Source organism: Selenomonas ruminantium subsp. ruminantium ATCC 12561 (assembly GCF_000424065.1).
Classification (GTDB): domain Bacteria; phylum Bacillota; class Negativicutes; order Selenomonadales; family Selenomonadaceae; genus Selenomonas_A; species Selenomonas_A ruminantium.
This window is the reverse complement of record NZ_AUJE01000003.1, coordinates 154,068-177,226: the sequence shown is the minus strand read 5'-3', so window position 1 is coordinate 177,226 and position 23,159 is coordinate 154,068. Positions and strand designations below refer to the sequence as shown.

Annotated in this window: 22 protein-coding genes and 1 pseudogene; 18 read left to right on the top strand and 5 right to left on the bottom strand. The window is 41.6% G+C overall.

Annotation, left to right across the window (positions count from 1 at the left end):
• Positions 1-192, bottom strand: a pseudogene (locus tag G598_RS0102760) (hypothetical protein); the annotation flags it as partial.
• An 816-nt stretch (positions 193-1,008) separates the two neighbouring features.
• Between G598_RS0102760 and G598_RS0102755 the strand changes: the two are divergent.
• The 5 genes from G598_RS0102755 (at position 1,009) to G598_RS0102735 (ending at position 5,513) form a co-directional block, all read left to right on the top strand.
• Positions 1,009-2,466 (top strand): DASS family sodium-coupled anion symporter, encoded by a 1,458-nt coding sequence (locus tag G598_RS0102755; protein WP_026765642.1) that lies wholly within the window; start codon positions 1,009-1,011, stop codon positions 2,464-2,466.
• Positions 2,467-3,059: 593 nt separating this feature from the next.
• Positions 3,060-3,218, top strand: coding sequence for a hypothetical protein (locus G598_RS19675; RefSeq protein WP_169534968.1), 159 nt, complete (start codon positions 3,060-3,062; stop codon positions 3,216-3,218).
• 122 nt (positions 3,219-3,340) lie between these two features.
• Positions 3,341-3,691 carry a hypothetical protein gene (locus tag G598_RS0102745; RefSeq protein ID WP_026765641.1) on the top strand — a complete coding sequence of 117 codons (351 nt, stop codon included), beginning with the start codon at positions 3,341-3,343 and terminating at the stop codon, positions 3,689-3,691.
• 37 nt (positions 3,692-3,728) lie between these two features.
• Positions 3,729-4,514, top strand: a complete 786-nt coding sequence (locus tag G598_RS0102740; protein WP_245582732.1) for an SDR family NAD(P)-dependent oxidoreductase — start codon at positions 3,729-3,731, stop codon at positions 4,512-4,514.
• A gap of 117 nt (positions 4,515-4,631) precedes the next feature.
• Positions 4,632-5,513 (top strand): fructosamine kinase family protein, encoded by an 882-nt coding sequence (locus G598_RS0102735; protein WP_026765639.1) that lies wholly within the window; start codon positions 4,632-4,634, stop codon positions 5,511-5,513.
• Positions 5,514-5,569: 56 nt separating this feature from the next.
• Here the strand turns inward: G598_RS0102735 and G598_RS0102730 are convergent, their stop codons facing one another.
• A complete protein-coding gene (locus G598_RS0102730) occupies positions 5,570-6,181 on the bottom strand; it encodes a sugar O-acetyltransferase (protein WP_026765638.1) in 612 nt (203 codons plus the stop codon).
• 236 nt (positions 6,182-6,417) lie between these two features.
• On the opposite strand from G598_RS0102730, the gene G598_RS20010 reads away from it, so the two are divergent.
• A complete protein-coding gene (locus G598_RS20010; protein ID WP_211221474.1) occupies positions 6,418-6,672 on the top strand; it encodes a hypothetical protein in 255 nt (84 codons plus the stop codon).
• A gap of 471 nt (positions 6,673-7,143) precedes the next feature.
• Positions 7,144-7,740, top strand: coding sequence for a nitroreductase family protein (locus G598_RS0102720; protein ID WP_026760919.1), 597 nt, complete (start codon positions 7,144-7,146; stop codon positions 7,738-7,740).
• A gap of 129 nt (positions 7,741-7,869) precedes the next feature.
• Here the strand turns inward: G598_RS0102720 and G598_RS18920 are convergent, their stop codons facing one another.
• Positions 7,870-8,139, bottom strand: a complete 270-nt coding sequence (locus tag G598_RS18920; RefSeq protein WP_211221472.1) for a hypothetical protein — start codon at positions 8,137-8,139, stop codon at positions 7,870-7,872.
• A 99-nt stretch (positions 8,140-8,238) separates the two neighbouring features.
• Here G598_RS18920 and G598_RS20405 point away from each other — a divergent pair, with 99 nt between their 5' ends.
• Both G598_RS20405 and G598_RS20215 read left to right on the top strand, forming a co-directional pair.
• Positions 8,239-8,565, top strand: coding sequence for a DMT family transporter (locus G598_RS20405; protein ID WP_336433139.1), 327 nt, complete (start codon positions 8,239-8,241; stop codon positions 8,563-8,565).
• Positions 8,498-8,650, top strand: a complete 153-nt coding sequence (locus G598_RS20215; protein ID WP_245582737.1) for a DMT family transporter — start codon at positions 8,498-8,500, stop codon at positions 8,648-8,650. The genes G598_RS20405 and G598_RS20215 overlap by 68 nt, the downstream gene beginning before the upstream one ends.
• 316 nt (positions 8,651-8,966) lie before the next feature.
• On the opposite strand, the gene G598_RS0102705 is transcribed toward G598_RS20215, so the two are convergent.
• The gene (locus tag G598_RS0102705) at positions 8,967-10,040 is read right to left on the bottom strand and encodes an AraC family transcriptional regulator (protein ID WP_026765636.1); all 1,074 of its coding nucleotides are present in this window, start codon (positions 10,038-10,040) and stop codon (positions 8,967-8,969) included.
• A 123-nt stretch (positions 10,041-10,163) separates the two neighbouring features.
• Between G598_RS0102705 and G598_RS0102700 the strand changes: the two genes are divergently transcribed.
• The 8 genes from G598_RS0102700 to G598_RS0102660 all read left to right on the top strand — a co-directional run bounded on the left by G598_RS0102700 (position 10,164) and on the right by G598_RS0102660 (position 21,168).
• Entirely contained in the window at positions 10,164-11,909 is a 1,746-nt protein-coding gene (locus G598_RS0102700; protein WP_026765635.1) for a carboxylesterase family protein, read from the top strand.
• A 436-nt stretch (positions 11,910-12,345) separates the two neighbouring features.
• Complete coding sequence (locus G598_RS0102695; RefSeq protein WP_211221470.1) at positions 12,346-13,059, top strand: gamma-glutamyl-gamma-aminobutyrate hydrolase family protein; 714 nt, start codon at positions 12,346-12,348, stop codon at positions 13,057-13,059.
• Between the two features lie 25 nt (positions 13,060-13,084).
• Positions 13,085-14,425 carry an APC family permease gene (locus tag G598_RS16850; RefSeq protein ID WP_051179844.1) on the top strand — a complete coding sequence of 447 codons (1,341 nt, stop codon included), beginning with the start codon at positions 13,085-13,087 and terminating at the stop codon, positions 14,423-14,425.
• Positions 14,426-14,749: 324 nt separating this feature from the next.
• Positions 14,750-15,154: a hypothetical protein gene (locus tag G598_RS0102685; RefSeq protein WP_245582731.1), complete on the top strand. Its 405-nt coding sequence runs from the start codon at positions 14,750-14,752 to the stop codon at positions 15,152-15,154.
• A gap of 226 nt (positions 15,155-15,380) precedes the next feature.
• Complete coding sequence (locus G598_RS0102675) at positions 15,381-16,328, top strand: HAD family hydrolase (protein ID WP_211221468.1); 948 nt, start codon at positions 15,381-15,383, stop codon at positions 16,326-16,328.
• Between the two features lie 12 nt (positions 16,329-16,340).
• Positions 16,341-18,071, top strand: a complete 1,731-nt coding sequence (locus G598_RS0102670) for a nuclease-related domain-containing DEAD/DEAH box helicase (protein ID WP_026765631.1) — start codon at positions 16,341-16,343, stop codon at positions 18,069-18,071.
• Positions 18,072-18,257: 186 nt separating this feature from the next.
• Positions 18,258-20,360, top strand: coding sequence for an AAA family ATPase (locus G598_RS18435; protein WP_051179841.1), 2,103 nt, complete (start codon positions 18,258-18,260; stop codon positions 20,358-20,360).
• Positions 20,361-20,367: 7 nt separating this feature from the next.
• The gene (locus G598_RS0102660) at positions 20,368-21,168 is read left to right on the top strand and encodes a hypothetical protein (protein WP_026765630.1); all 801 of its coding nucleotides are present in this window, start codon (positions 20,368-20,370) and stop codon (positions 21,166-21,168) included.
• Here the strand turns inward: G598_RS0102660 and G598_RS0102655 are convergent.
• A complete protein-coding gene (locus G598_RS0102655; RefSeq protein ID WP_026765629.1) occupies positions 21,143-22,327 on the bottom strand; it encodes a helix-turn-helix transcriptional regulator in 1,185 nt (394 codons plus the stop codon). The two genes, G598_RS0102660 and G598_RS0102655, sit on opposite strands and share 26 nt — an antisense overlap.
• Positions 22,328-22,537: 210 nt before the next feature.
• Here G598_RS0102655 and G598_RS0102650 point away from each other — a divergent pair, with 210 nt between their 5' ends.
• Positions 22,538-23,143, top strand: a complete 606-nt coding sequence (locus tag G598_RS0102650) for a hypothetical protein (RefSeq protein ID WP_026765628.1) — start codon at positions 22,538-22,540, stop codon at positions 23,141-23,143.
• Positions 23,144-23,159 lie beyond the last annotated feature (16 nt).

Sequence of the window (23,159 nt, the reverse complement as noted above, 5' to 3'; positions counted from 1 at the left end):
ATAGTTTTCGTTTTCCTTGCAGGCATGGTAATTCTCCTCGTAATTGAGGAACTTCTTCTCCTTGAAATAGTATTGCCTGATGTTGTAGAGAGCCACATTGTACAGGTTATTGCTGTACTGGCACATCTCCCTGAGCATAGCATACTCTTCCTTGGAGAGTTTTCGGATTACATTCGATTGAGTTAGATACATCTTGTTACACCTCCTTTCTTACTATATACATATTATATGGCAAAAGAAAACAGTTGGCAAGACTATCTACGTTGTTTTGTAGATTGAGCGGGCATCGAACCCGCTCAATCTACCGCCATTCATCTCCCACCTAAGAGGAAGGCGTCTTCTGGCGAGGGCGGTAAATGATGTATTTTTCCAATGAACAATAATGATTCGGAGAAATATTTGGACAATTTTTCTTTTGCATGGTAAAATACTATACAGGAGAGCGTGATATACGTGAAGAAAAATCCCCAAGGTTTTGTGTATTGACCTGGGGGTTTTTGTATTTGAAAATATTTTTCATTTAACTATTGAAAATGATTATCAAATATGCTATATTATATGCAGGCTTTCGTTAAAGCTCTCCTAAAATATAATACACAGCCAAAAAGGCTACCGTACTGCTCATGCGGTAGCCTTTTTAGCGTGTTGATAATATTTTCTTGATTAGGCAAATTCAATGCGGAGGGGGTTATGCAAGGTTGCGGCCAGCTTTTGTAAATTTTTATACGAACTAATCTGCGGCGATAGTATGGTGTCTTATAGTTCAACAAGTCAGCGTGCTCGTTTGGTATATGCATTTTAGAATATTAGCTTAGTGTGAATTAAGTCGCTTTCGGTTTACAAGCTTACAAAAATATATTGACAAAAGATATCAATTAAGATAATATATAAAAAAAGCATAGAACATATATAGATAACGTATAGTAAATGTACAAAGGGGTACATCGCATTGAGGAACACAAATTCCTGAGTGAGGTGTGCCTTTTTGGCGTGAAGGGATGGATGTAAATGAGAAAAAAGATAGGTTTGCCGTTAGGATTATTTACGCTGTTGGTGATACTTTTGTTGCCTACACCACCAGATTTGTCAACAGCAGGACACAGAATGCTGGCGATATTGGTGTTCTCTGTCGTAATTTGGATGTTCGAAACGGTTTCTTATCCGGTATCTGCTGCAATAATCATCTCGCTTATGGCATTCCTGCTTGGCACGGCACCGAATATGATGAATCCTGATAAGGTTTTAGGAACTTCTGGAGCGCTAAAAATGGCAATGTCGGGATTTTCTAGTCCTGCTCTTGCTTTGGTAGGGGCAGCGTTATTTATCTCGGCAGCGATGATGAAGACAGGTCTTGATAAACGCTTGGCATTGTTTATTCTGTCAAAGATTGGTGCCAAAACTAAAAATGTACTAGCCGGAGTAATCCTGGTAGGTTTTATCCTAAGCTTTTTTGTCCCTAGCACTACAGCCAGAGTGTCTTGTATGGTGCCGATTGTTATGGGGATCATTGCCGCTTTTGGTGTGCCGCTTAAAAGCCGGTTTTCAGCGGTGATGATGATTGCCATTGCTCAGGCTGACAGCATTTGGAATGTTGGGATAAAGACGGCAGCGGCGCAGAACATGATTGCGTTGGAATTTATCGAGAAACAGTTGGGGACAACTGTTAGCTGGCTGGATTGGTTTATAACAGCGGCTCCCTTTGCTGCAATTATGAGCGTGATTTTGTATTTCTTGTTGTTGAAACTTGTACCTCCTGAAATGGATGAGATAGAAGGTGGGCAGGAAACCGTGGTACGCGAATTGAAAGCGTTAGGCCCGATGACGCTGAGTGAAAAGAAATTGCTTGGAATATCCTTGTTGTTGTTGTTTATCTGGTCTACGGAAAAGATCTTGCATAACTTTGATACATCTTCCACGACAATGGCGGCGATAACGGCCATGATGCTTCCGGGGATAGGGATTATGACGTGGAAAGAAGCACAGGCCAAAATTGGTTGGGGAACACTGGTGCTGTTTGGTGTAGGAATAAGTTTGGGTTCTGCAGTTCTATCTACTAAGGCTGCAGCTTGGATAGCGCATATGATTGTGAATGTATTTGGTCTGTATCATACATCAGCCTTTATGATTATAGCTATTCTGGCTATGTTCCTGATTGTGATTCATCTGGGATTTGCTAGTGCAACTGCATTAGCGGCAGCGATGATTCCGATTATTATTTCGGTGCTTCAAGGAGCAGCAGAATATTCACATCTTAACGTTGTAGGGATGACACTGATTTTGCAATATGTCATTTGCTTTGGATTTATCCTGCCGGTAAATGCTCCACAGAATATGGTGGCTTTCGGTACGGAAACATTTGAGGCAAAGACATTTATAAAGACAGGTATTCCGTTGACTGTAATAGCCTATAGCCTTATTATGCTGATGGCAGCAACATATTGGAAATGGCTTGGAATTATCATTTAGGTCTCATAGCTGCCTACAACTGAAGATATAAACCAAATGGTTGCTGCTGGGGGAGGACAGGAACAGTATCTGAAGCATTTGCACTGCGCGAGATTATGCAGGGGAATGTCTATGACTATACACGGCATATCAAGAGTATTCTTTTTGGCGATAACTTTGAAGGATGGCTGGCAAATCTTATCCAAACCGCCGTAAAACCCCTAGCTTTAGCTATGGGGATATAAGGCGGGTTTGCTCAATTTGCGTAAGCAATTGAAGGCAGACAACTGCTAACTTTCGTAGTATAATAGATTTAACCTAAAGAATACGAAAGAAAGGAGAAGCCCTGCTACGATAGAAACTGGACGAATCGAAAAACAAGGCCATGGGCAACCAGTTCTTAGCAGGTTGAGGTTGCGTGTATCAACCTGCGGTGATTTAAAGACCTCACCGCTGTAAAGATAACAAGCATTCGCATACACAAATACCGTGGGACACACGGGAATCTACGCTTTTGGAGATTGTGTAAGACGAGTTGACTTAGGCCAACTCGCTACGGTCGTTGAATTAAGAATCCCCTGCGTTTACACATGGGGAGTGTCAAGGATAGCAATATGCGTTGGCTGAGGGATATGCTGGGGCTGGGAAATAAGAGCCAACTCATCCTCGTCGGAATTGAAAACGGGGGCAAGGATTTTGGTATTTACACGGCGGGGACAGCTGTCGGCCAATCAGGCATTGGTTCAATCAGCAGGATAGGGCTGTGGGGGTGAAAGAAGGGGCCGGGTTCAAGGATTTCTAGTGAAAATATGAAAATAATTATCAATAATGCAGGATATGAGGCGGATTCGTAGAAGTAATATAGATAGTAGTGAAATGACTGGAGGTCTGTATAATGGATAAGGCAACGATTAAGGCAAAAGTAGAAGCTATGGTGGCGGCACCCAGCTGCTGCAATGAGCTTAAAGAGGCTGGCGGGCGCTATCTGAAAGCTATGGGAACGGCGGATGAGAAAAGTGAGGGAAAAAAGCTCATCGCTGAACTGAAATTGGACGTATGTACGATTGATGATGTAATTGGCTTATTTACCTCGGCAAAGGGCGAAGAAATATTTGGCAAGGAACAAGCAGCCAGCATGGCTGAACATGCCAAGGAAGTTAAGGCCAATGGCGGTAAGTATTGTGATTGTCCGGCCTGTGCTCCGGGCAAGGAACTCATGGATGCAGAAGCAGATATTGTAGGTTGACGGCAAGGCGGCAGAAATAGCAACTGCCGCCTTTTGTGTGGAGCAGAAAGGTTTCTCAGATATGGAAGATAGGAAAATAGCGATTATCACAGGGGCATCCAGCGGGCTGGGAGCAGAGTATGCGCGGCTTTTGGATAAGGAAGGTTTGGTTGAAATCTGGCTGATTGCCAGAAGAAAGGACAGGCTGGAGGCGTTGGCTGAAACGCTTGAAACGAAGTGCCGTTGTCTTGCTTTTGATTTAACGGATGAAGAAGCGTTGAACGCATTGGAGGCTGAAGTGACCGCGGCGAAGATGGTAGTAACATATCTTGTAAATGCTGCTGGTTTTGGCTGCATAGGTCTTAGCCGGGAGTGCCCCAGGGAAAAAATGCAACAAATGGTAAAACTGAATGATATGGCGGCACTGGCTCTTACGGAAATATGCATTCCGCATATGGAAAGGGGAAGCATCATTCTGCAGATAGTTTCCTGTTCTGCATTCCAGCCGATTCCCAATCTGGCTGTCTATGCTGCCAGTAAGGCATTCCTGCTGTCCTACAGCCGGGCATTAAGTGTAGAGTTGCAGGACACAGGTATACAGGTTACGGCGGTGTGTCCATTCTGGATAAAGGACACAGAATTCGTGGATAAAGCAAAAGAAACAGATAGGCATAAGGTGTATCGGGATATGCCTGGAGCGACAAATGCGAAACATGTTGCTAAAGTATCGCTTAAGGAAGCAAAATCAGGTACAGTTGTCTGTACGCCGGATCCCGTAAGTACGATGCATCGGATAGTGGCATCTCTATTGCCGCATTGGTTATTGGCGAGATTTTGTAAATGAGCGGAATCGATTTGATTCATTCTAATGGGCGCCTTATAATGGCATAGTAATATTTTTTTATCAAAGATATTCGAATGACTTTAGTTGTAGAATGGCAATGATATGGAGCTGTTGTATATGGAATTGGCAGATGTAATCCGTCAGCTATATGGCGAAGATGTTTACCTAACAGATAAGGCGGAAATATCTGGTGGAGATATAAATGATGCTTATCATCTTTATCTAAGCAATGGAGAAAATCTGTTTATAAAGATAAATGCCAATGCGAAGGATGATTTCTTTGCAGCTGAAAAGGCGGGACTGGAGGCGTTACATAAAGCTGGAGCAGTTACGCCATCGGTTATTGCCTGTGGTAAAACGAAGGATAACCTGTCCTATTTGCTGTTGAATTATGTGAGAAAATCACGGCCTAAGAGAACATACTGGGAAGATTTAGGCCATATGCTGGCACAGGTACATTGTGCTCCGTTGGAGACAATAACAGGCAATAGTAGATTTGGTTTCTCGGCGGATAATTACATCGGGCAGACAAGACAGAAAAATACCAGAACGGACAGCTGGATTAATTTCTTCAGAAAGTCAAGACTGAAAGTACAAATGGAGCTAGCTGCCGGGTATTTTGATAAAGATGACAGGCAAAGGTGCCAGAACCTGCTGGATAATTTGGATAAATACCTTGTGGAACCGGAATTCCCATCACTGATTCATGGTGATTTATGGAGTGGAAATGTAATGCCAGATCAAAATGGCAGTCCAATGTTAATCGATCCAGCTGTTTACATAGGCCATCATGAGGCAGATATTGCTATGACGGAACTATTTGGCGGGTTTTCGCCGGAGTTTTATGATGCTTATCATGAGATTATTCCCAAGGAGTCAGGTTATGCTGAGCGGCGGGATTTATACAACCTATATCATTTGCTGAACCATTTGAATCTGTTTGGCCGCTCATACCTGACAGCAGTAAGAAGAATATTGAAACGTTATTCGCAGAAATAAGATAAGAGAATGGTTACAGGCGCTTAATATCTGTAACATTAGCATTCTTGCTTGAATTATTTCATCAAAAGTTCCGCAGGGATTCTCTTATCCTTGAAATAAAACTTACGCTCATGTTCGCCAATCATACGCAGTACTCGGCAGGGATTGCCTACGGCCAGAACGCCTGATGGTAAATCCTTAGTCACGATGCTTCCAGCACCAACAACAGTATTATCCCCAATGGTTATGCCGGGCATGACCATGACTCCGGCACCCAGCCAGCAATTTTTGCCAATGTGGATGGGGGCGTTAAACTGATACCCCTTAGCCCTCAGTTCCGGCAGTAAGGGATGTCCTCCAGTGGCCAGTACCACGTTGGGGCCGAACAGCGTGTTGTCGCCCACATAGATGTGGGTGTCATCTACCATAGTCAGATTGAAATTAGCGTAGACATTCTTGCCGAAATGCACATGGTGGCCACCCCAGTTGGCGTGGAGGGGGGGCTCTATATAACAACCCTCGCCGATTTCTGCAAACATCTTATTCAGAAGCTCTGCACGTTTCGTGCCTTCTGAGGGGCGGGTGTTGTTGTAATCATACTGTAATTCCAGACAGCGTTCCTGTTCCTGCAGGATATCCGGGTCAGTAGGCAGGTAGAGTTCTTTCGTGTGTAGCTTGTTCTTCATGGTGGATACCTCCTGGTAGAATGTTTTTCCAGATTCATTATAAAGACAACGGAGAATACTGGCAATGCTTATGTGATGATTAGTAATGTTGTGGCGCAGTTTGCAGGCAAAGGGAATTGTCGTTCGCCAGCTGTGCTCTCTTTTGGTTATGTATTCATCTCCTGCCACTCTTCCTAGCTGGTTTTAGCATTGCTCTAATTCATAATTGGAGTCGTATGATTCTTTACAATTTCTGCATGGAAATCACTAATCATGCAGAAGCAGTAATGAGAATCAAGGAACAGCAAAAGAAATGGCGGTATGTGTACAAGCTTAACATAAGCGAGGCACTGAAGACATGCCATGACTTTCTGCTCATGGACAAGCGTGCGCAGCATCATAAGGACATAATAGGCTGGATTTTGAAAGCTGGATATTGCCCTGTGCGTGCAGGAAGGAATTATGAGAGGAAAAAGTCTCCTCATGGTGCCAAAAGCTTCAATTGTCGTTGATTAATAATAGTTGTGTAGAATAACTTCTTTAAGCGGCCTCTGACCGCTTATTCGCCATGCCGTTTTTACGATGAGTCGATGTTTCTCATGACTTTTTACCCTGAATCCTGCATGGTGTCTATGCTTAGAGCATTTTTTCATGCCACTAACTTAATGACATTGTCTCTCCACCTCCGTGGATATACTGCTCGGTGGCAAAAGCCCTTTGGCTGCTGATAGATGGCAACCGATATGAATCATGAGAACTCCTCCCTTCAAATTTGCCAATATCCTATCATAGGGAAGAGTCTGATGGCAATGCATTCCTAAGTCAGGATGCGTCTGTTTCAAGAATTTGCATCTGATGACAAAAAGGCTTGGGCACAGGAAGGAAATATGTCTAAAACATAGAATATTAATTAGAAAAGGTCAAGACCAGCGATGGTGTGGGCCGACCCTGTGTTCAGAGAATCTATGTTAGGAGGAACAGCCGTGAAATGTTTTCAGGAGGCGGTCATCAACCGTCGCACAAATTACGCTTTGGGGAAGGAAATACCAGTATTGCCGTCGCAGATTGTCGCGGCGGTGGAGCGGATGACCCAGGAAGTGCCGTCATCCTTCAACATGCAGTCGGCCAGGGTTGTCCTGGCCATGGGGGAGCATCACGAGAAGGTCTGGAGCATAACGAAGGAAGCTTTGCGACGCATTGTGCCTGCAGACAAGTTTGGAGCCACTGAGCAGAAGATTGACAGCTTTGCAGCGGGTTATGGTACAGTTCTGTTCTTTGAGGAGACAGATGCCGTCAAGGAACTGCAGGGCAAATACCCACCCTATGCGGAAAATTTCCCCATTTGGGCATCCCAGGCCAACGGCATGCTTCAGTTTGCCATTTGGACACAACTGACCAGCATGGGGCTTGGAGTCAATATCCAGCACTATAATCCTTTGATTGATGAGAAGGTCAAAGCTCATTTTGATGTGCCCCAAAGCTGGAGCTTGGTGGCTCAGATGGTCTTTGGTGCACCGCTGGCACCACCGCAGCCTATTGAGAAAATGCCCATCAGCGAGAGGGTTAAAGTTTTTGACTGATGAAAAAAATTGCCGTTTTGGGATGTGATCATAACCCGGCGGGAAGATGATGTCAGGACGCCCGTCCAATGAGGAAGGGCGTCCTTTGCCGTTGCGTGGGTTATGAATGCGTGGCGAAAAAACGGTAGGCTACACTTCCGGGTCCCAATAATCTGGGGGTTCGTGTTTACCTTCTTTCACAGTCGCTTCATAAATTTGCCATGTGGATTTTGGATGCAGCAAAGTCAAATCTTCTGTCTCTGCCAGCCTGCTGAGTATCGTTTCCACAAAAGCCTGCATATTAGGACTCATGCCGATGCCGGTGGCGCGTTTGTTTGATTCAAAAATAGGATTAATGACTGTGTAGGCAAGTATACGTAGGTAAGACAGCAAATAAAACGCAGAAACCGGTGTCAGCAAAAAATGAAATCTATGGTTGACAGCAATTTTACTATCTGCTGATATTCTCAATATGTATCGGAGGGCATATGTTAATACATATGCTGGAAAAGATGTCAGATGACATCGGAATGGGTTATTAGGCCAGATAAGATCAATTTCTTATCTGGCTTTTATTTATTTCAGAGAAAGGATTTTGAAAAAATGATTAAAGGGTATATTCTGCTATCAATCGCTATTGCACTGGAAATTGTCTCTACTTCTATGTTGAAAGCCTCTTGCGGGGTTACTAAGCTGATGCCCAGTGTTGCATTCATTGTTGGGATGGGCACATGCTTCTATATTTTCTCCAAGTCGTTGATGCTTCTCCCTCTCGGCATTGCATATGCTATTTGGGCTGGCTGGAACGGCCTTGACGGCATTGGTTGCTGTAGTAATTTGGCATGAGCAGTTAGATTTAACTACGGGGCTGGAAATTTTGCTCATCATCGTCGGTGTAATCTTGCTGAACATTCGCAGCATAACTAATTGAGTATGGAAGCACCATTACGCAAAAAATATTAGTAAAATAGAACTATGGCTACGATTTCAGGCTATGTGCGAAGATATTGCGCATAGCTTTTTTCTTGCGGTAAAGCAGGTTTTTGGCGCAGGAATATTGAACATATTTAAAATATGTCTCAGAGGAGGCGCGTGTTATAGACGAGGGCATTTTCCTATATGTTCCGGGTAATCTGATGAATGTAGATGAAAAACATTTTATGCAGGTTGTGAAGAAACTGACTACATAAGAGTTGAGCAAATCGTAAGAAGGACTGCTGTGTCAAAACAGCAGCCCTTCTTACGATTTATTTTTTACTATTTTGTCGATACTTAAGCGGAGAGCAACCAAACTGAGATTTAAAAATGCGGATGAAGTGCTCTTCGCTTTCATAACCAGCGTCGCTGGCTATGAAGGAAATGGAAGAATTGGAAGATAATAGTATGTGCCGAGCATAGTCCAGTCGTAGATCACGCTGAAGACTGACAAAGGTTTTTCCGGTATGCTCCTTGATTAAGGTGCTTATATACTGAGGCGAGTAATGAAATTGTTTGGCCAGATCAGCTAAGGTGAGCGTTTTATAATGCTCTTGGATGACGGCAAGAATAGCTCCGATTTTCTTTCCATTTTTTTTGGTTTGAGGAGCTACAGTGAAATCGTTTTTTTGGTAACGTACAAGTAAAGATAGGAAAAGCGTGACATGCTCTCCTGCGATAATGTCCCATAGTTCCTGGTGTGAGAAATACTCAACTAATGCCTGCCGCATGGTATTTTTCAAGGAAGTGTTTTGGCCAGTGCGTGTAAAAAGCCAGGGGGAATAGCTGCTTTCCTGCCACATAGCTTGATGGAAGAAATCGGAAAGACTGTTCGGGACGCGGCAAAGAGGATTGAGCTGTCCAGATAATGCTTGAGGCTTGATTTGCACGTTGATGATGATACTGTCGTCAAAAACAGCTATGCTATGCCGTATACGTGGTGCCAGGATAAATACATCTCCTTCAACCAATGTATGGATGGTGCCATCAACTCGGTTCGTACAAGATCCTTTGTAGACATAAATCAGTTCGAAATATGCATGGTCATGCTCAAATTCCGGAATATAGCGAGGGTGCTTTTCCAGCAGTATGTCAGGGGAAGTATCTTTCCAGGATAGCATTTCGTTTTGGATGAGTTTTCCCGGGATGACCTGATACCGTGGTGAAGGTATTTCCGGGAGGATGATGCGATTACGCTCGAACCAATCCATATCAATTCTAGATAGCAGGTCTTGAAGTTCTTCTGTTTTGTCATTAGTTTTGAGCCGATAATAGTCTCGATATAGTTGCTCACGTTTCGTATAACTGTGTAAATAGCTATCAATTGTATGAATATTTAGATTCATAAATCCCCCTATATATGCGACGAAAAAGTAATAATCATTAAAAATAATCAATTTACATCCGTAAAATGTTCAACAAATAACATTATACGATTGATATAATGAAAACGAAAGGGGTTGTTTCAAATGAATCGTTATAAGAAAACCATGTCGTTAGTTTTGTCTGGCTTGTTTGCAGCTTCGCTTCCATGGGGAAGTGCGGAGGTTGTTGACATTCAGAGCCATGCGTATGCTCAAGTTGCAGTACAACAGACCACTGCGGGCGCTCGCTATCATCAGGGGACATTACAGCAGACGCAGCAGGGTTTGGTGCAGGGATATCAGGAAAACCAAACATTGATATGGAAAGGCTTACGATACGCAAAGGCACCGCTGGGGGAACTTCGCTGGAAAGCACCGCAGCCTCCCGAGTCTTGGACTGGTGTTATGGATGCCACAAAGCAGGGAAATGATGGCATTCAGGGGACAGTCGGCAATATGAAAGGGAGCGAGGATTGCTTAAATCTGAGCATTTGGCGCCCTGATTCCGCCGAGGAGAATCTGCCAGTTCTGGTTTATATTCATGGTGGTAATAATCAGCTGGGTAGCAGTGAGGAAATTGCACCGGAAAAACTGGCAACGAAAGATAATTGCATAGTGGTTTCGCTCAATTATCGTCTGGGCCTTCTAGGGTTCAACAGCCTGCCGGCGCTACGGCATGGCACCTCGCAAGAAGCATCTGGCAATTACACTCTGCTGGATATCGCACAGAGTCTTGACTGGATTAAGGCGAACATAGCCAGTTTTGGCGGGAACCCGGAAAACATAACCATATCCGGTTTTTCTGCCGGTGGGCGCGATGTTATGGCTATGCTTATCTCCCCAATTTTTGAGGGGAAATTCCAGAAGGCAATCTCTTTCAGTGGTGGCATGACTACCTCTGACCCTAATGAGGCTGCACAGATTGAAGCTCAACATTTGGCTGCCTATGTAGTGGAAGATGGTTTGCGACCAGATCTAAAGTCAGCGCAGCAGTGGCTCTTGCAGGATAATGCAGAGGTTAGAAAGTATCTGTATTCCTTATCGGCAGAACGTCTGGCAGCTGCTTTCGGTAATGCAGGTATTCGCATGAAAGCATTCCCGCATCTTTATGCAGATGGTGTTGTTCTGCCCAAAGATGGCTTCGATACCCATAAATATAACTCTGTTCCCCTTATCATGCTGACTGGTACAAAGGAATTCTCTGGTTTTGCTTCAGGAGATCCGTATTTTAAAGATGCAGTAGCCAATCGTTCCGTATTGAAGGATGCCAGCAAAAAAAATGAATTTGCTTTTGCTGTGAAGTATGGCAGTAAATTATATGGCCTCTTTAACGCCGAGGAATCTGCTGTAAGAATGCTTCCGTACTATAATGCAAACATTTATACATGTGCTATCAATTGGGGGAATGACCCTGCTATTGTGGGCGAGGAAATGTCCACTTTGACCGGAGCAACACACGGTATCTTCATTCCGTTCCTTACAAATTGGGAATATGGTCTGCGGACTCAGTACCCAGCATCTTTCCAAAATGATGGAGCAAAAGACCTTACGAATAAATTCCAGAGCTACATTAAGAACTTCCTTTGGAATGGTAATCCCAATGGCAAAGGATTAACTAAGTGGGAGCATTGGACTAATGTAAAGCAAGGACCGTCTCAGCTGGTATTTGATGCAACCAGTAAGAAGGCAAATATAAAAATGACCTATACAAGAACCAATTACAGTGATATTCTGGCTGAAATTGAGAAGGACAATAGCATCCCCGCTCAAGCTAAAAAAGAGATTATCCGTAAAGTGCTTAATGGCCGTTGGTTTAGTAAAGGTCTGGATAAACATTTTGGCAATGAATAAATAGCTGCATAAGGATTAGGACCTTTTCATGTAGAAAAACCTTGAACAAAAAAGAGGGTGGTGCAATGCGCCAGCCTCTTTTTCAGTACCATTGGAGAATATATCGCTTCATGTTCACCTTATGTCTTTACATCCAGGGGACTGAGTATCGACTGATTGCTAGGCTTTATCGAATTCGGAGTTTCACCGAACTATGATTCACTTTAGGTATAAAGTGTTGCTTGCCGGTTAAACAAATAATAATATAGATTGCTACACCTATTGACATAATGGGTGTAAAGTTGTAATATAGACACATCGCTAGATGTGGGAACTGACTGGACAACCAGAGGTTTTGCAGTGGGAGTAGTATTTCCTATGCAAAGCCTCTTTTGTTTTAGGATTCTGCAAAGGCGCATGACTAACGATTGAACTGTATACAAGGGAGGTTTGATTGGTGAAAAAAATTATCGGCATTGGGGGAAATTTGATGTTTGATGCAGCGGGTACGTTCCCAGGATATCCCCGAGCCTATGTGAACCATGATTATGTGGCCGCTGTAAAAGCTGCTGGAGCTGTACCACTGGTTTTGCCGGTTTTGTCTGATGCTGAATGTGTTGAACGGCAGCTGTCTGTGGTTGATGGCCTGATAATTACCGGCGGCTACGATGTAAATCCGTTGCTGTTTGCGGAGGAGCCACATAAGTTATTGGGAGAAACACTCAAGGAAAGGGATGATTTTGACCTGCTATTAATAAAAACAGCAAGACGCTTGGGACTACCGGTACTGGGCATTTGCCGTGGCCTGCAAATACTGAATGTAGAAGCAGGGGGAAGCTTATATCAGGATTGCAGCGAAGATGATAAATGTTATGTCAGACACTGGCAGGGCAGTAATCCTGCGCAGGCTACCCATACGGTTTCGTTTTTAGAGGATTCATGGCTGTTTTCTATTTTTGGAACTAAAACTGGAACCAATTCCTTTCATCACATGTCCATAAAGAAAATTGCTGACAGGTTTAGAGCAGTTGCCTGGGCAGCTGATGGGACTGTCGAGGGCATTGAATCAGTGGATGGGGCGTTTGCTGCAGGTGTGCAATGGCATCCAGAGATGATGCATCGAGAGGAAAAGATGCTTGCTTTGTTCAAATCGTTTGTGTCTAAGACATAATATTTGCTTGTAGAGGGGGATTTTTATGGTAAGAGAGAAATTTGGCTTTTGGAGTATAGTTTTGTTGGGGATTAACGCTATCATCGGTTCAGGCATTTTCCTGCTTCCCAACAAGGCGTATGCATTGTCCGGCAGTTATTCTTTGCTGGTTATTCTGTTTGATGCTTTTCTGGCAATTTCACTGGCTTTGTGCTTTGCGGAACTAAGCGGTTTATTCACGCGTAATGGTGGCCCTTATATTTATGCCAAGGCAGCTTTTGGCAACTTCATCGGTTTTGAGGTTGGCTTTATGAAGGCTGCTATCAGTATTATTGCCTGGGCGGCGATGTCCAATGGTTTTGCTACGGCATTAGCCGCTATATATCCAGAGGCTGGGATACCTTTGGCGAAAAACTTCATCATTGTGCTCCTTATGGGCTCTTTAGGACTTATGAATATTTTTGGTGTAAAATTGTCTAAAGCCGTGAACAATCTGGTAACAGTGGGAAAATTGTTGCCGTTGGTTCTGTTTATTGCGGCAGGATTGTTCTGCCTTCAGGGCAATAATCTCGAATTGGGCACGGCGGCTGCGGCAGCTGAAGAATTCTCCTTTGGTGCAGCTGCACTGTTGATATTCTATGCATTCACGGGTTTTGAGGCCATTGCTGAAGCGGCAGAGGATATGGAAAATCCTAAGAAAAATCTGCCACGCGCAATCGTTATGGTCATGTTGGTCGTATCGGTATTTTATTTCTTGATACAGACGGTTTCCATTGGCGTTTTGGGGACAGGATTAAGTGAGACCAAGACGCCGATTGCGACGGCAGCAGCTTATATTTTTGGCCCGGTTGGTTTGGCATTGGTAACTGCTGGCACGTTAGTATCCATCGGTGGCATCAACATGGCTTCATCTTTTTTGACCCCCAGGGTAATTGTCGCTATTGCTGATGATAAAATGCTGCCGCCGGTTTTATCGCGCTATAGCCGTTGGGGGACACCATATGTGGCGATTATATTTTCTACGGTTTTGGGAATACTGATTGCGCTGTCCGGCTCGTTCACTACTTTGGCCGCTATCAGCGTTGTTTCACGCTTTGCCCAATATCTTCCCAGCTGCCTGGCTGTTTTGGTTCTGCGTCACCGTCACCCGGAAGCGCCAAGCTCTTTGCAAGCGCCATTTGGGCCACTGTTCCCTGTAGTTTCCATTGCTGTTAGTATATGGCTGCTCCTGCAGGCAGATATAGATAAGATTATCTTTGGTCTTGGGGGGCTTGCAGTAGGTATTCCTTTTTACTTTTTGATGAAAAAACAATACCTGTCAAAGCAAGGGGCAAATGAACGAGATAATAATGAAGGCGTTCCTGTAGAGAGCACAGCAGGTAGATAAAGAACTGTATTGGAGATTGTGAAAGAGACAAAGCATCTAAAAAATAGACGGTTGGCTGACATATAGACGTGCTTCGATGATATAATTCGCATCTACAGCCATTGTCGGTGTATTGAGGTGTTTTTAATGGGGGGCCTATAAAGGCTAATACAGGGGATGTTGCACGATTTTCTTACGTGCAACATCCTCTTTGTCGTTAGTGAGGCAGGTATTTGTTAGTTGAAAATTGAATTATACAGAAGTAATTAGGATGTGTTCATAGTGAGTAATTTTAGTGGATTGATTGTCCATACATTTGAGACCGATGTTAAGGAGGCGAAAAGAATGATGATGACGTGGAAAAAATTTAAAAGAATATTGTGTATCGTTTCTTTGATGCTTGGTTTGATGATGTTGCCCAACGGCCAGCAGATCGAAGCTGCGGACGTTTGGGTAGCCCATTGGAACAGTGAAGGAATCGATGTTTATGTCATGGATGATACATTGTCACATGGAACGAGCTCAACTGGACGCTGGTTCTCAATCTCTACCAAAATGGTGAAAAATGGCCGTTTGAAAGAGGTCATCACCTGGAATTACAGCAAATACCAGACGGATATGTGGCGTTACCAGACAAATACCATGGATCGGAGCCATGATACCGTTGTTTCACCTGGGGACAAAGTGTTTGCTTATGGCATGAATAGGATTGGCTGGTCTTATGAGGTTCGTGAATTCTGGGTATACTAAACGATTTATGAGGACAAACAATGGATAGTATCGTATATAAGCCAATCGGGTATGTGAAATCATCATATACAAATCGGGAAGATATGCCCAGATTTTATAAGGATAGTGGGGAAGTTACTGCAAAGCTGGAGTAGATGTGCTAGACGGGACACCAGTGCTTGATTTAAAGTTGCAGAAAGATTAATTGGCGATATAATCTCTAACAGAAAACATGGAGGTGAATATAGTGGCTCAACAGAATACGATAGCAATCATATGGGATTTTGATAAAACCTTGATTGATGGTTACATGCAAGATCCATTATTTGAAAAGTATCATGTAGATTCATCAAAGTTTTGGGCAGAAGTGACCGCACTGCAAGAGCAGTATGTAAAACAAGGTATTAAAGTAAATAAAGATACGATTTATCTAAACCATTTTTTAACGTGTGTTAAACAAGGAGTATTCCCAGGATTAAATAATCGTATACTAACAGAACTTGGAAGAAAGCTAACGTTTTATCCTGGTGTACCTAATATTATGAAAGATCTTCAAAACGCTATTTCGACGGAAGAAAAGTATCGTGTCTATGGAATACACGTAGAGAATTATATTATCAGTACGGGGCTAACGGCTATGATTCGTGGTTCTAAGGTTATGGATTATATTGAACCTAATGGTATATGGGGATGTGAATTCATCGAAAACCCAATTCAATCTGATTTAGCTGAACATTTGCCAGAATCAAAAGAGACCGTGATTCAGCAGATAGGATATGCTATTGATAATACGTCAAAAACACGAGCACTTTTTGAAATCAACAAAGGTACGAATAAACATGATTATATAGACGTGAACAGTAAGATGGATATCGCAAGTCGTCGTGTTCCATTTGAACATATGATTTACATTGCAGATGGGCCTAGCGATGTTCCAGTTTTTTCTATTCTTCAACAGCATCACGGACATACTTTCGCAATATATCCTCGTGAAGATATAAAGGCTTTTGAGCAAGTGGACAATTTGAGAAAAGATAGACGGATTGATATGTATGCGGAAGCTGATTACCGTAAAGGGACTCAAGCATATATGTGGCTGATGAATCAAACTAGGCAAATTGCCAACAGGATTTATGAAAAATATGAAGAAGAGATACGAAAGACTGTTGGTACAGTACCAAGGCATTTAAATTGAAGGAGAATTGTCATGGCTACATTTTATCCCAATAAACCTGGATCTTTTAACGGTAGCCAGGGAGAGAAAATAGTTTACGAGGCATTACAGACATTAGATTCACGTTTTGTGGTGTTTCATTCATTTCGCTGGATAAGGAATGGGAAAAAATCGGAGGGAGAAGCTGATTTTGTGGTATTCCATCCTGATTATGGTATCTTGGTTATAGAAGTTAAGGATGGAAAAATAAGTTATGAACAAGGCAACTGGTACAGTACAAATCGTAAAACGCATAAGAAAGAACTCATAAATCCTGTTTCACAGGCCAATAGCGGAAGATACATGATTATAACTGAATTAGAAAAACATATGGGAAATGTACCTAGTGTCTTTTGTGCTGTTTGGTTTACGGATTTTGATAAATCACAGTATAATAATTATCCGAAGGATGCACCTGCGGAAATAATTCTTGATACAGTTGCATTAGAATGGCCGGAGATGGCACTTCGTAACGTGTTCGAATATTGGTTTAAATCCTTGAATAGATTGCCAAGACCATTGAATGAAGACGTAATGATATATTGTATAAATCTTTTACAACCTACTCTTTGTGTAGCAGAAACATTCAATATCTCGTTGGAGGAGATGGAAAGGGAATCGATTCGTCTGACCAATCAGCAGTACGCAGTGCTTCATTATCTCCAGGAGCAGAATATAGCTGCTATACATGGTGCGGCAGGTACTGGTAAAACAGTACTGGCGGTTGAGAAGGGAAGAATGATTGCCAATGATAAGGAAGACGTGCTTCTGCTTTGCTTTAACGAATTTCTATTGGAACGCCTTGTACAAATGAAGCTTCCTTCGTATATTAAGATTCATAATGAACGCACATTGGCTGAAGAGCTCATGCCGGATAAGGATATTCCATTTGAGATGATTATTGATAGTTTTGAGAATTACTTTGCTGAGAGCTTTGATGATGATACATGGAAATATAAGAATGTCATTATAGACGAAGCACAAGATTTTCCTAGTGATGTTCTATCGCACATTTATAGGCTGGTTAAAGCTCGAAATGGAATATTTTATGTATTCTATGATCGTAGTCAGTCAGTTATAACTCGTAGGTTGCCAGATGGTACACTAAAGGAAAATGCAAGTAATTGGATTGACAGGTCAATGGATTGTCGTCTTGTTCTATATCAGAACTGCCGAAATACTGCTGAAATTAGCAAATCACTTAAGTGTATAGGAAAAATTGAAACAAAAGGTTATGTTAATGAAAATCATGGAAATAAACCTATTATACAGTTTTTCGATAAGGAAAAGAAGAAGAATCTCATTGAGGCTATTGAGTCGTTTGTTAATACAAGCATAGGAGAAGGGATATCATTAGCAGATATTGTCATTCTGACAGTAAATACATTGAAATATAGTGTGCTTACAGATGTTAAGTCAATATCTAAGATTCCAATTTCAAATAAACAAGAAATAGGTAAGGTTTGGTTCACAACTGTGCGTCGTTTTAAGGGGTTGGAAGCAAAGGCGGTATTGGTATTGGATGTTAAAACATCAGAAATGACTAAAGAATTAACTCGCAGACTGCTGTATGTTGGTTGTTCAAGAGCCACTTCAAAATTAAAAGTATTAATTGTCGATGATGTTAGTCAAAAAAAATATGGGGAGACTTTTTCTCCAATTGGGGTAAAAATTGAGCGGAGAAAAGACTTAGCTGATTGGTTAGGATTACAGATTGAAAAATGATAACCTAAACAAGAAAAATGGACTACCATGTATGATGAGATGTGGTAGTCCTTTTTTTAGGTAGATTTCTACTATGTCAAATTTGACAGAGCAGAAAAAATCGATATGTTATACGTTGTTTTTACTGATATAATAAGATTAATCAAAAAAACATATTAGATTAGTGAAAAGGAGATGAGACCGCATATGAATTACTACAAGGCGATTCTTCGGTATGAGCTAAGGAAAAATTCTGTATTACAGCGAAAAGATGATGGCACAGATCCAGATGCAGCAAGCGAATGGGCTGAATCCGTGAGCAAAATTAGTTCATTGGCTGGAACGCAGGTGCGTGGGGAATCATTTCATGTTTTCGTATATGAAGCTGATTTAGAGAAAATGGACATTGTAATAGTGTCAAAACATAATGGAATAAAAAAATCGGCAGATGTAATTGCATTTATTGATACGAAAATCTCCAAAACAAAACAAAATCTAGGTATCGAAATAATTGAACTTCAGGAACTCGAAGAAATAACACAAGATACATTTGTCAATTGTATAGAACGAGGTTCTTTTCAAAACTTCATCAATACCCGATATCACCGAAATGTTCTGCAGATTTTGAATATCGAAGAATATAGTCGTAACAATAGCCGTGGCTTTTACAACTATAGTGAAGAAATCTGTCCGGCAAATCAGCTGACTTATCGTAGTTGTCAAGCGAAAATGAAGAAAATGATTCCGGATAAATCTTTGGTAGACGAGATATCTAGGATTTACTACAAAAATAATAAGAAGGGATTTTGGGGGCATCCTGTTCATTATCATATTCATGCAGAAAGTCTTACTTCAGCTCATCGCATGATAAATTTGCTGATGCAGGCACTTTACAAGAATGGTCGTATATCAAGCTTTCGCAAGAATATTATTGACCATATCAGCAAGCGGTGTAATGATGATAAAAACATACATACGATTTGTAAAGATTCTAGCGGTGGAGTAATACTATTCTTTCTTAACGGCCAAGCAGAAGACAGTGGTCAATATGCCAATGCCAATCATGCTCTTGTGGATTTCTTTGAACAGCTTATTCGCATAAATCAGCAGGATGTACTCTTTATGTTAGTGGATATAGGGCAACAGGCTACTCTTTCCTCAAAAGTTATTGAGCAGCTTGTTCCAGATGTATCCTTCGTACCAATTCGTGAAGGCATAGGTACTGTCGAAGATGCAATGACATTTGCTCAGGAATTGCAGAAGGAACGGAATTTCCCAGCTTGGGATAAAAAAGCTTTCCGTAAGACATTGAATAAAGACATGTATCGAATGTCTGAAGTACAGACTGCCTACAACGAATATTGTAAAAAGACTTTATCGGAAAAGATTTATTGTTCCTATAAAACGGCTGAAGTTATCAAAATTAATAGTCAGCTAAAAAGCCGTAGTTCTGCTTATGAAGAGTTAAATCGATTAGTGGGGCTGGATAATGTTAAGTCATTGATAAACAGCATTCTTGCTTCATCAAAAATGAAAAAACAGCGCCAAAAGGCAGGATTGCCATCCGGCGGCAATCTTCCTCATTTGGTATTTTTTGGCAATCCTGGTTCAGCCAAGACAACAGTGGCGAGATTGCTTGCTCGAATCCTCAGCGATGAACAGATTCTGCAAGGGGATATATTCGTCGAATGTGGGCGTAATGATTTAGTCGGGCAATATGTTGGCTGGACAGCAAAAATCGTTGAGAAAAAGTTCCGTGAAGCAAGAGGTGGTATACTTTTCATCGATGAAGCATATTCACTGGTAGATGATCGTGGTGGCAGTTATGGTGACGAAGCAATCAATACGATTGTACAGCAAATGGAAAACCATCGTGATGATACAATTGTCATCTTCGCTGGATATCCGGATAAGATGATGAAATTTCTCAAGAAAAATGAAGGTCTGCGTAGTCGGATTGGCTTCCAATTAACCTTTAACGACTACACGCCAAATGAGCTTGATGAAATCATGTTAAAGATGGCCGAAGAACGTTGCTACGAACTGGATGATGATGCAAAGACGGTTTGTCATCAGATTTTCAGACAGGCTGTACGCATGAAAGACTTTGGTAATGGTCGTTATGCTAGGAATTTGTTGCAGAAAGCCATTCTCAATCAGGCAGACCGTATATACGCAGAGACAGCGAATGGAGTGGTCGATAAAGATATGCTGATGACACTCACTGCAGCTGACTTTGAGGATATTGATGAAACATTTGTGGAATATGATCGAAAAAAAGAACAATCTATCGGATTCATCGGAGGGTAATGCAACTATGGTATTTAGCAAAATGCCTGCATTGATAAGTATCGGTGAAGAAGACCAGATATTCCCGCAGCTTCCGGCAGCAGAGCAGAAAGAGCTGCTCTGCTGTAAATTATACCCAGATGCGAAATCTGGGGAACTATCCATGCAGGAATTATCAGAGGTTAGATACTTATGTGAAGAAGCAGCAGTAACCGCATTCATTGTAGATGGAAATAATCATAATGATTTATTATGCATGCAAAATTTAGCGCGTTATTATGTTGAAAACAATAAGGATTTTATTATCATCATTTGTCAACTAGGAGGAGATGGACTTAGAAAGGATAAATTGATACAAGGATTGTGTCAAAAAGCAAATGCTCTATATTATATAAGGAATAATTATGTGTATTGGAATTTAGTTGTATATCTATGTTGGGGAATGAGAGCCTTTAGATTACATACTAAAGCACCAGAAGCTATACCGGAAGATATTGATGCAATTCGCCAAATCTTCCCTCGTCGTTCTAATATGTTTTTAGAGATAATCGAAACTCATTTGAGTGAAAAAGAAGCAACTACAGTTGTGGAAAAATTTTTATCATGCAAAGAGAACTTAAGAAAGTTAAAAAATGCATGCACTGGATATTTCTATTTAACTACAGTTGATGGAAATAATAGGAATACAAAAAAGTTGAAAGAACTGCATCAGCGATTATGTGAGAACACAAAAGATGACCAGTTCTTTCTGACTGTTTTTGAGTTGGAAACGCCAGTTAATAAAGATTCGATGTTAACGGTTCTTAATTATCCTCAAGATAGTTGTTGAAATCCAATGTATCTTGCAGACGCTTCCTTAGTTTATCGCGGATAGATGTAGGTTCTTTCACATAGATGCGATCGCCCATCTGCATGAGCCAAACGTACAATCCCTCATTTTCTTGAACTTGAATAATGGCTCTGTATAGTTTCTTGCCGTCCTTGGTATAACGATTTATTGGGACAAGCTTCAATGCTCCCTTGTTAAGATTGAAGCGCATGAGTATCAGGCGGAGTGATTCTTCTGTAAAGTACAGGCATAAAGAAATAGGCAGGGTGCCATTGTTGAACATTAACAGATGTTCGCGTAGATAGCGGTCCAAGGGAAAGCGTTTTAAGGCCTCATCAAAGGACAATGTCTCATTATTCGTATCAGATTCTACATTTAAATAATACTTGTACTCATTTGTAGCCTCAATCGGCTCTGCATTCTCGTTGAAAAGAATCTTGATGTCGTTTACAATTCGGCTGACTTTGAAATGGGTAAGCTTCTTTCCGTTATTAGCATTAGCGGAATCCAGATTGGCAATCAGATAGCATTCATCAGCATGCCAGACTAGATAATACGGAGAAATTATATAGATTTTATCTTTACCAGTTTTTTTATCTATATGTTTCTGCAGCTTGTCTTTATCATTCGTATCATTGAGATAATAGGTAAAACGTAGTTTATTATGTTTGCAGATAGCTGTTAGTATTATTTGGATGATGGGGAGTATGGGGCGGTTGGTTTTGCGGCAAGGGGCTGTAGCTTTGAGTTGTTTCACCATATTCTCCAAATAATCTTCACCGAGAGCATCTGTACGATGCATAAATTTTTGAAGTAGGGTTTCTGTTTCTTCCGCAGATATAGACGGTGATTGGAAAAGAGACTGTGCAATTACTGAAAATTCAGCAGCATCAAATGGAAATTTATCGCAATAGTACCCTTCCTTCATTGATGTACTAGTCGCTATATGAAAAAGTTTACTGGCGTTGATGGCTTTTATATGCCTGCCTACGGTAGAAGTAGAGATAGTACTAGATGCTCCATCAGGAAAAAGCTCCTGCCAGCCACTTTCCACACTGGTGATTAAATCAGTAGTGATACATGGATTGTCAAGATTCGTGTGAAGCAACGCATCCAGCAATAATAGAAATTTAACATTGTTTTCTGATACACCCTTCATTTTTTGATCCTCCACAAATCAATCGTTGTATTATGTTGGTGAATTATTTCGGCATAGGAAATCTCATATCCTGCTGGAGACAGGTTGCTCTGTAAAATTTGACAGAGCTAGTGAATTCAATGATAAATCTGACACTAGACTGGTTTATAATAGAGATATAGACAGGATATACAAGTTCTACTGAGCAACAGAACAAGGGGGTAGCTTCAAATGGCAAAAAAATATGACAATATCTATGTGGTCGGTTCTATCAAGGGGGATTATAATCGCTTCATGCAGGTCTGGGAACAAATGCAGGTCAATCCGCAGAGAGATTTAGTCGTGTTCCTGGGGGACTACATCGGGATTGAATCTGGCAATGGTGAAATGATGAACTGGGTGCTGAAGCATCAGGATGATGAGAATCTGGAATTTTTTCCAGGAGTAAACGAAAGTCTGATGTATGCGTCAGAATCAGAGGAAGATGAAGACACCCGAGATCTATGGATGCATGATAAAGGCGGCAATGAAGTTGACTATGCCATAGATGCGCAGGAAGATGTAGGGGCGTTTTATGAAGAGTGGATGGATTTTCTAAGAACTCTGCACCAGAGAAACAATTTTGCTGTAGAGACCGAAGAGGTAACTTATCTATTCCTAAATCAGAATTGGAACTCAAGCGACTATAAGAACCCTAAAGTCATTACCAATGAAGTGTTAGAGGCCAGCGGTGTTAGAACAGAACCTATATTCCCTGATGGTCGCGTCGTGTCTTGTGAGCTACTGAAACAAAAATATTATATATCAGAAACTAAGCAGGCGTATCGGAACAAGTAAACAGAGTGAAATTGGA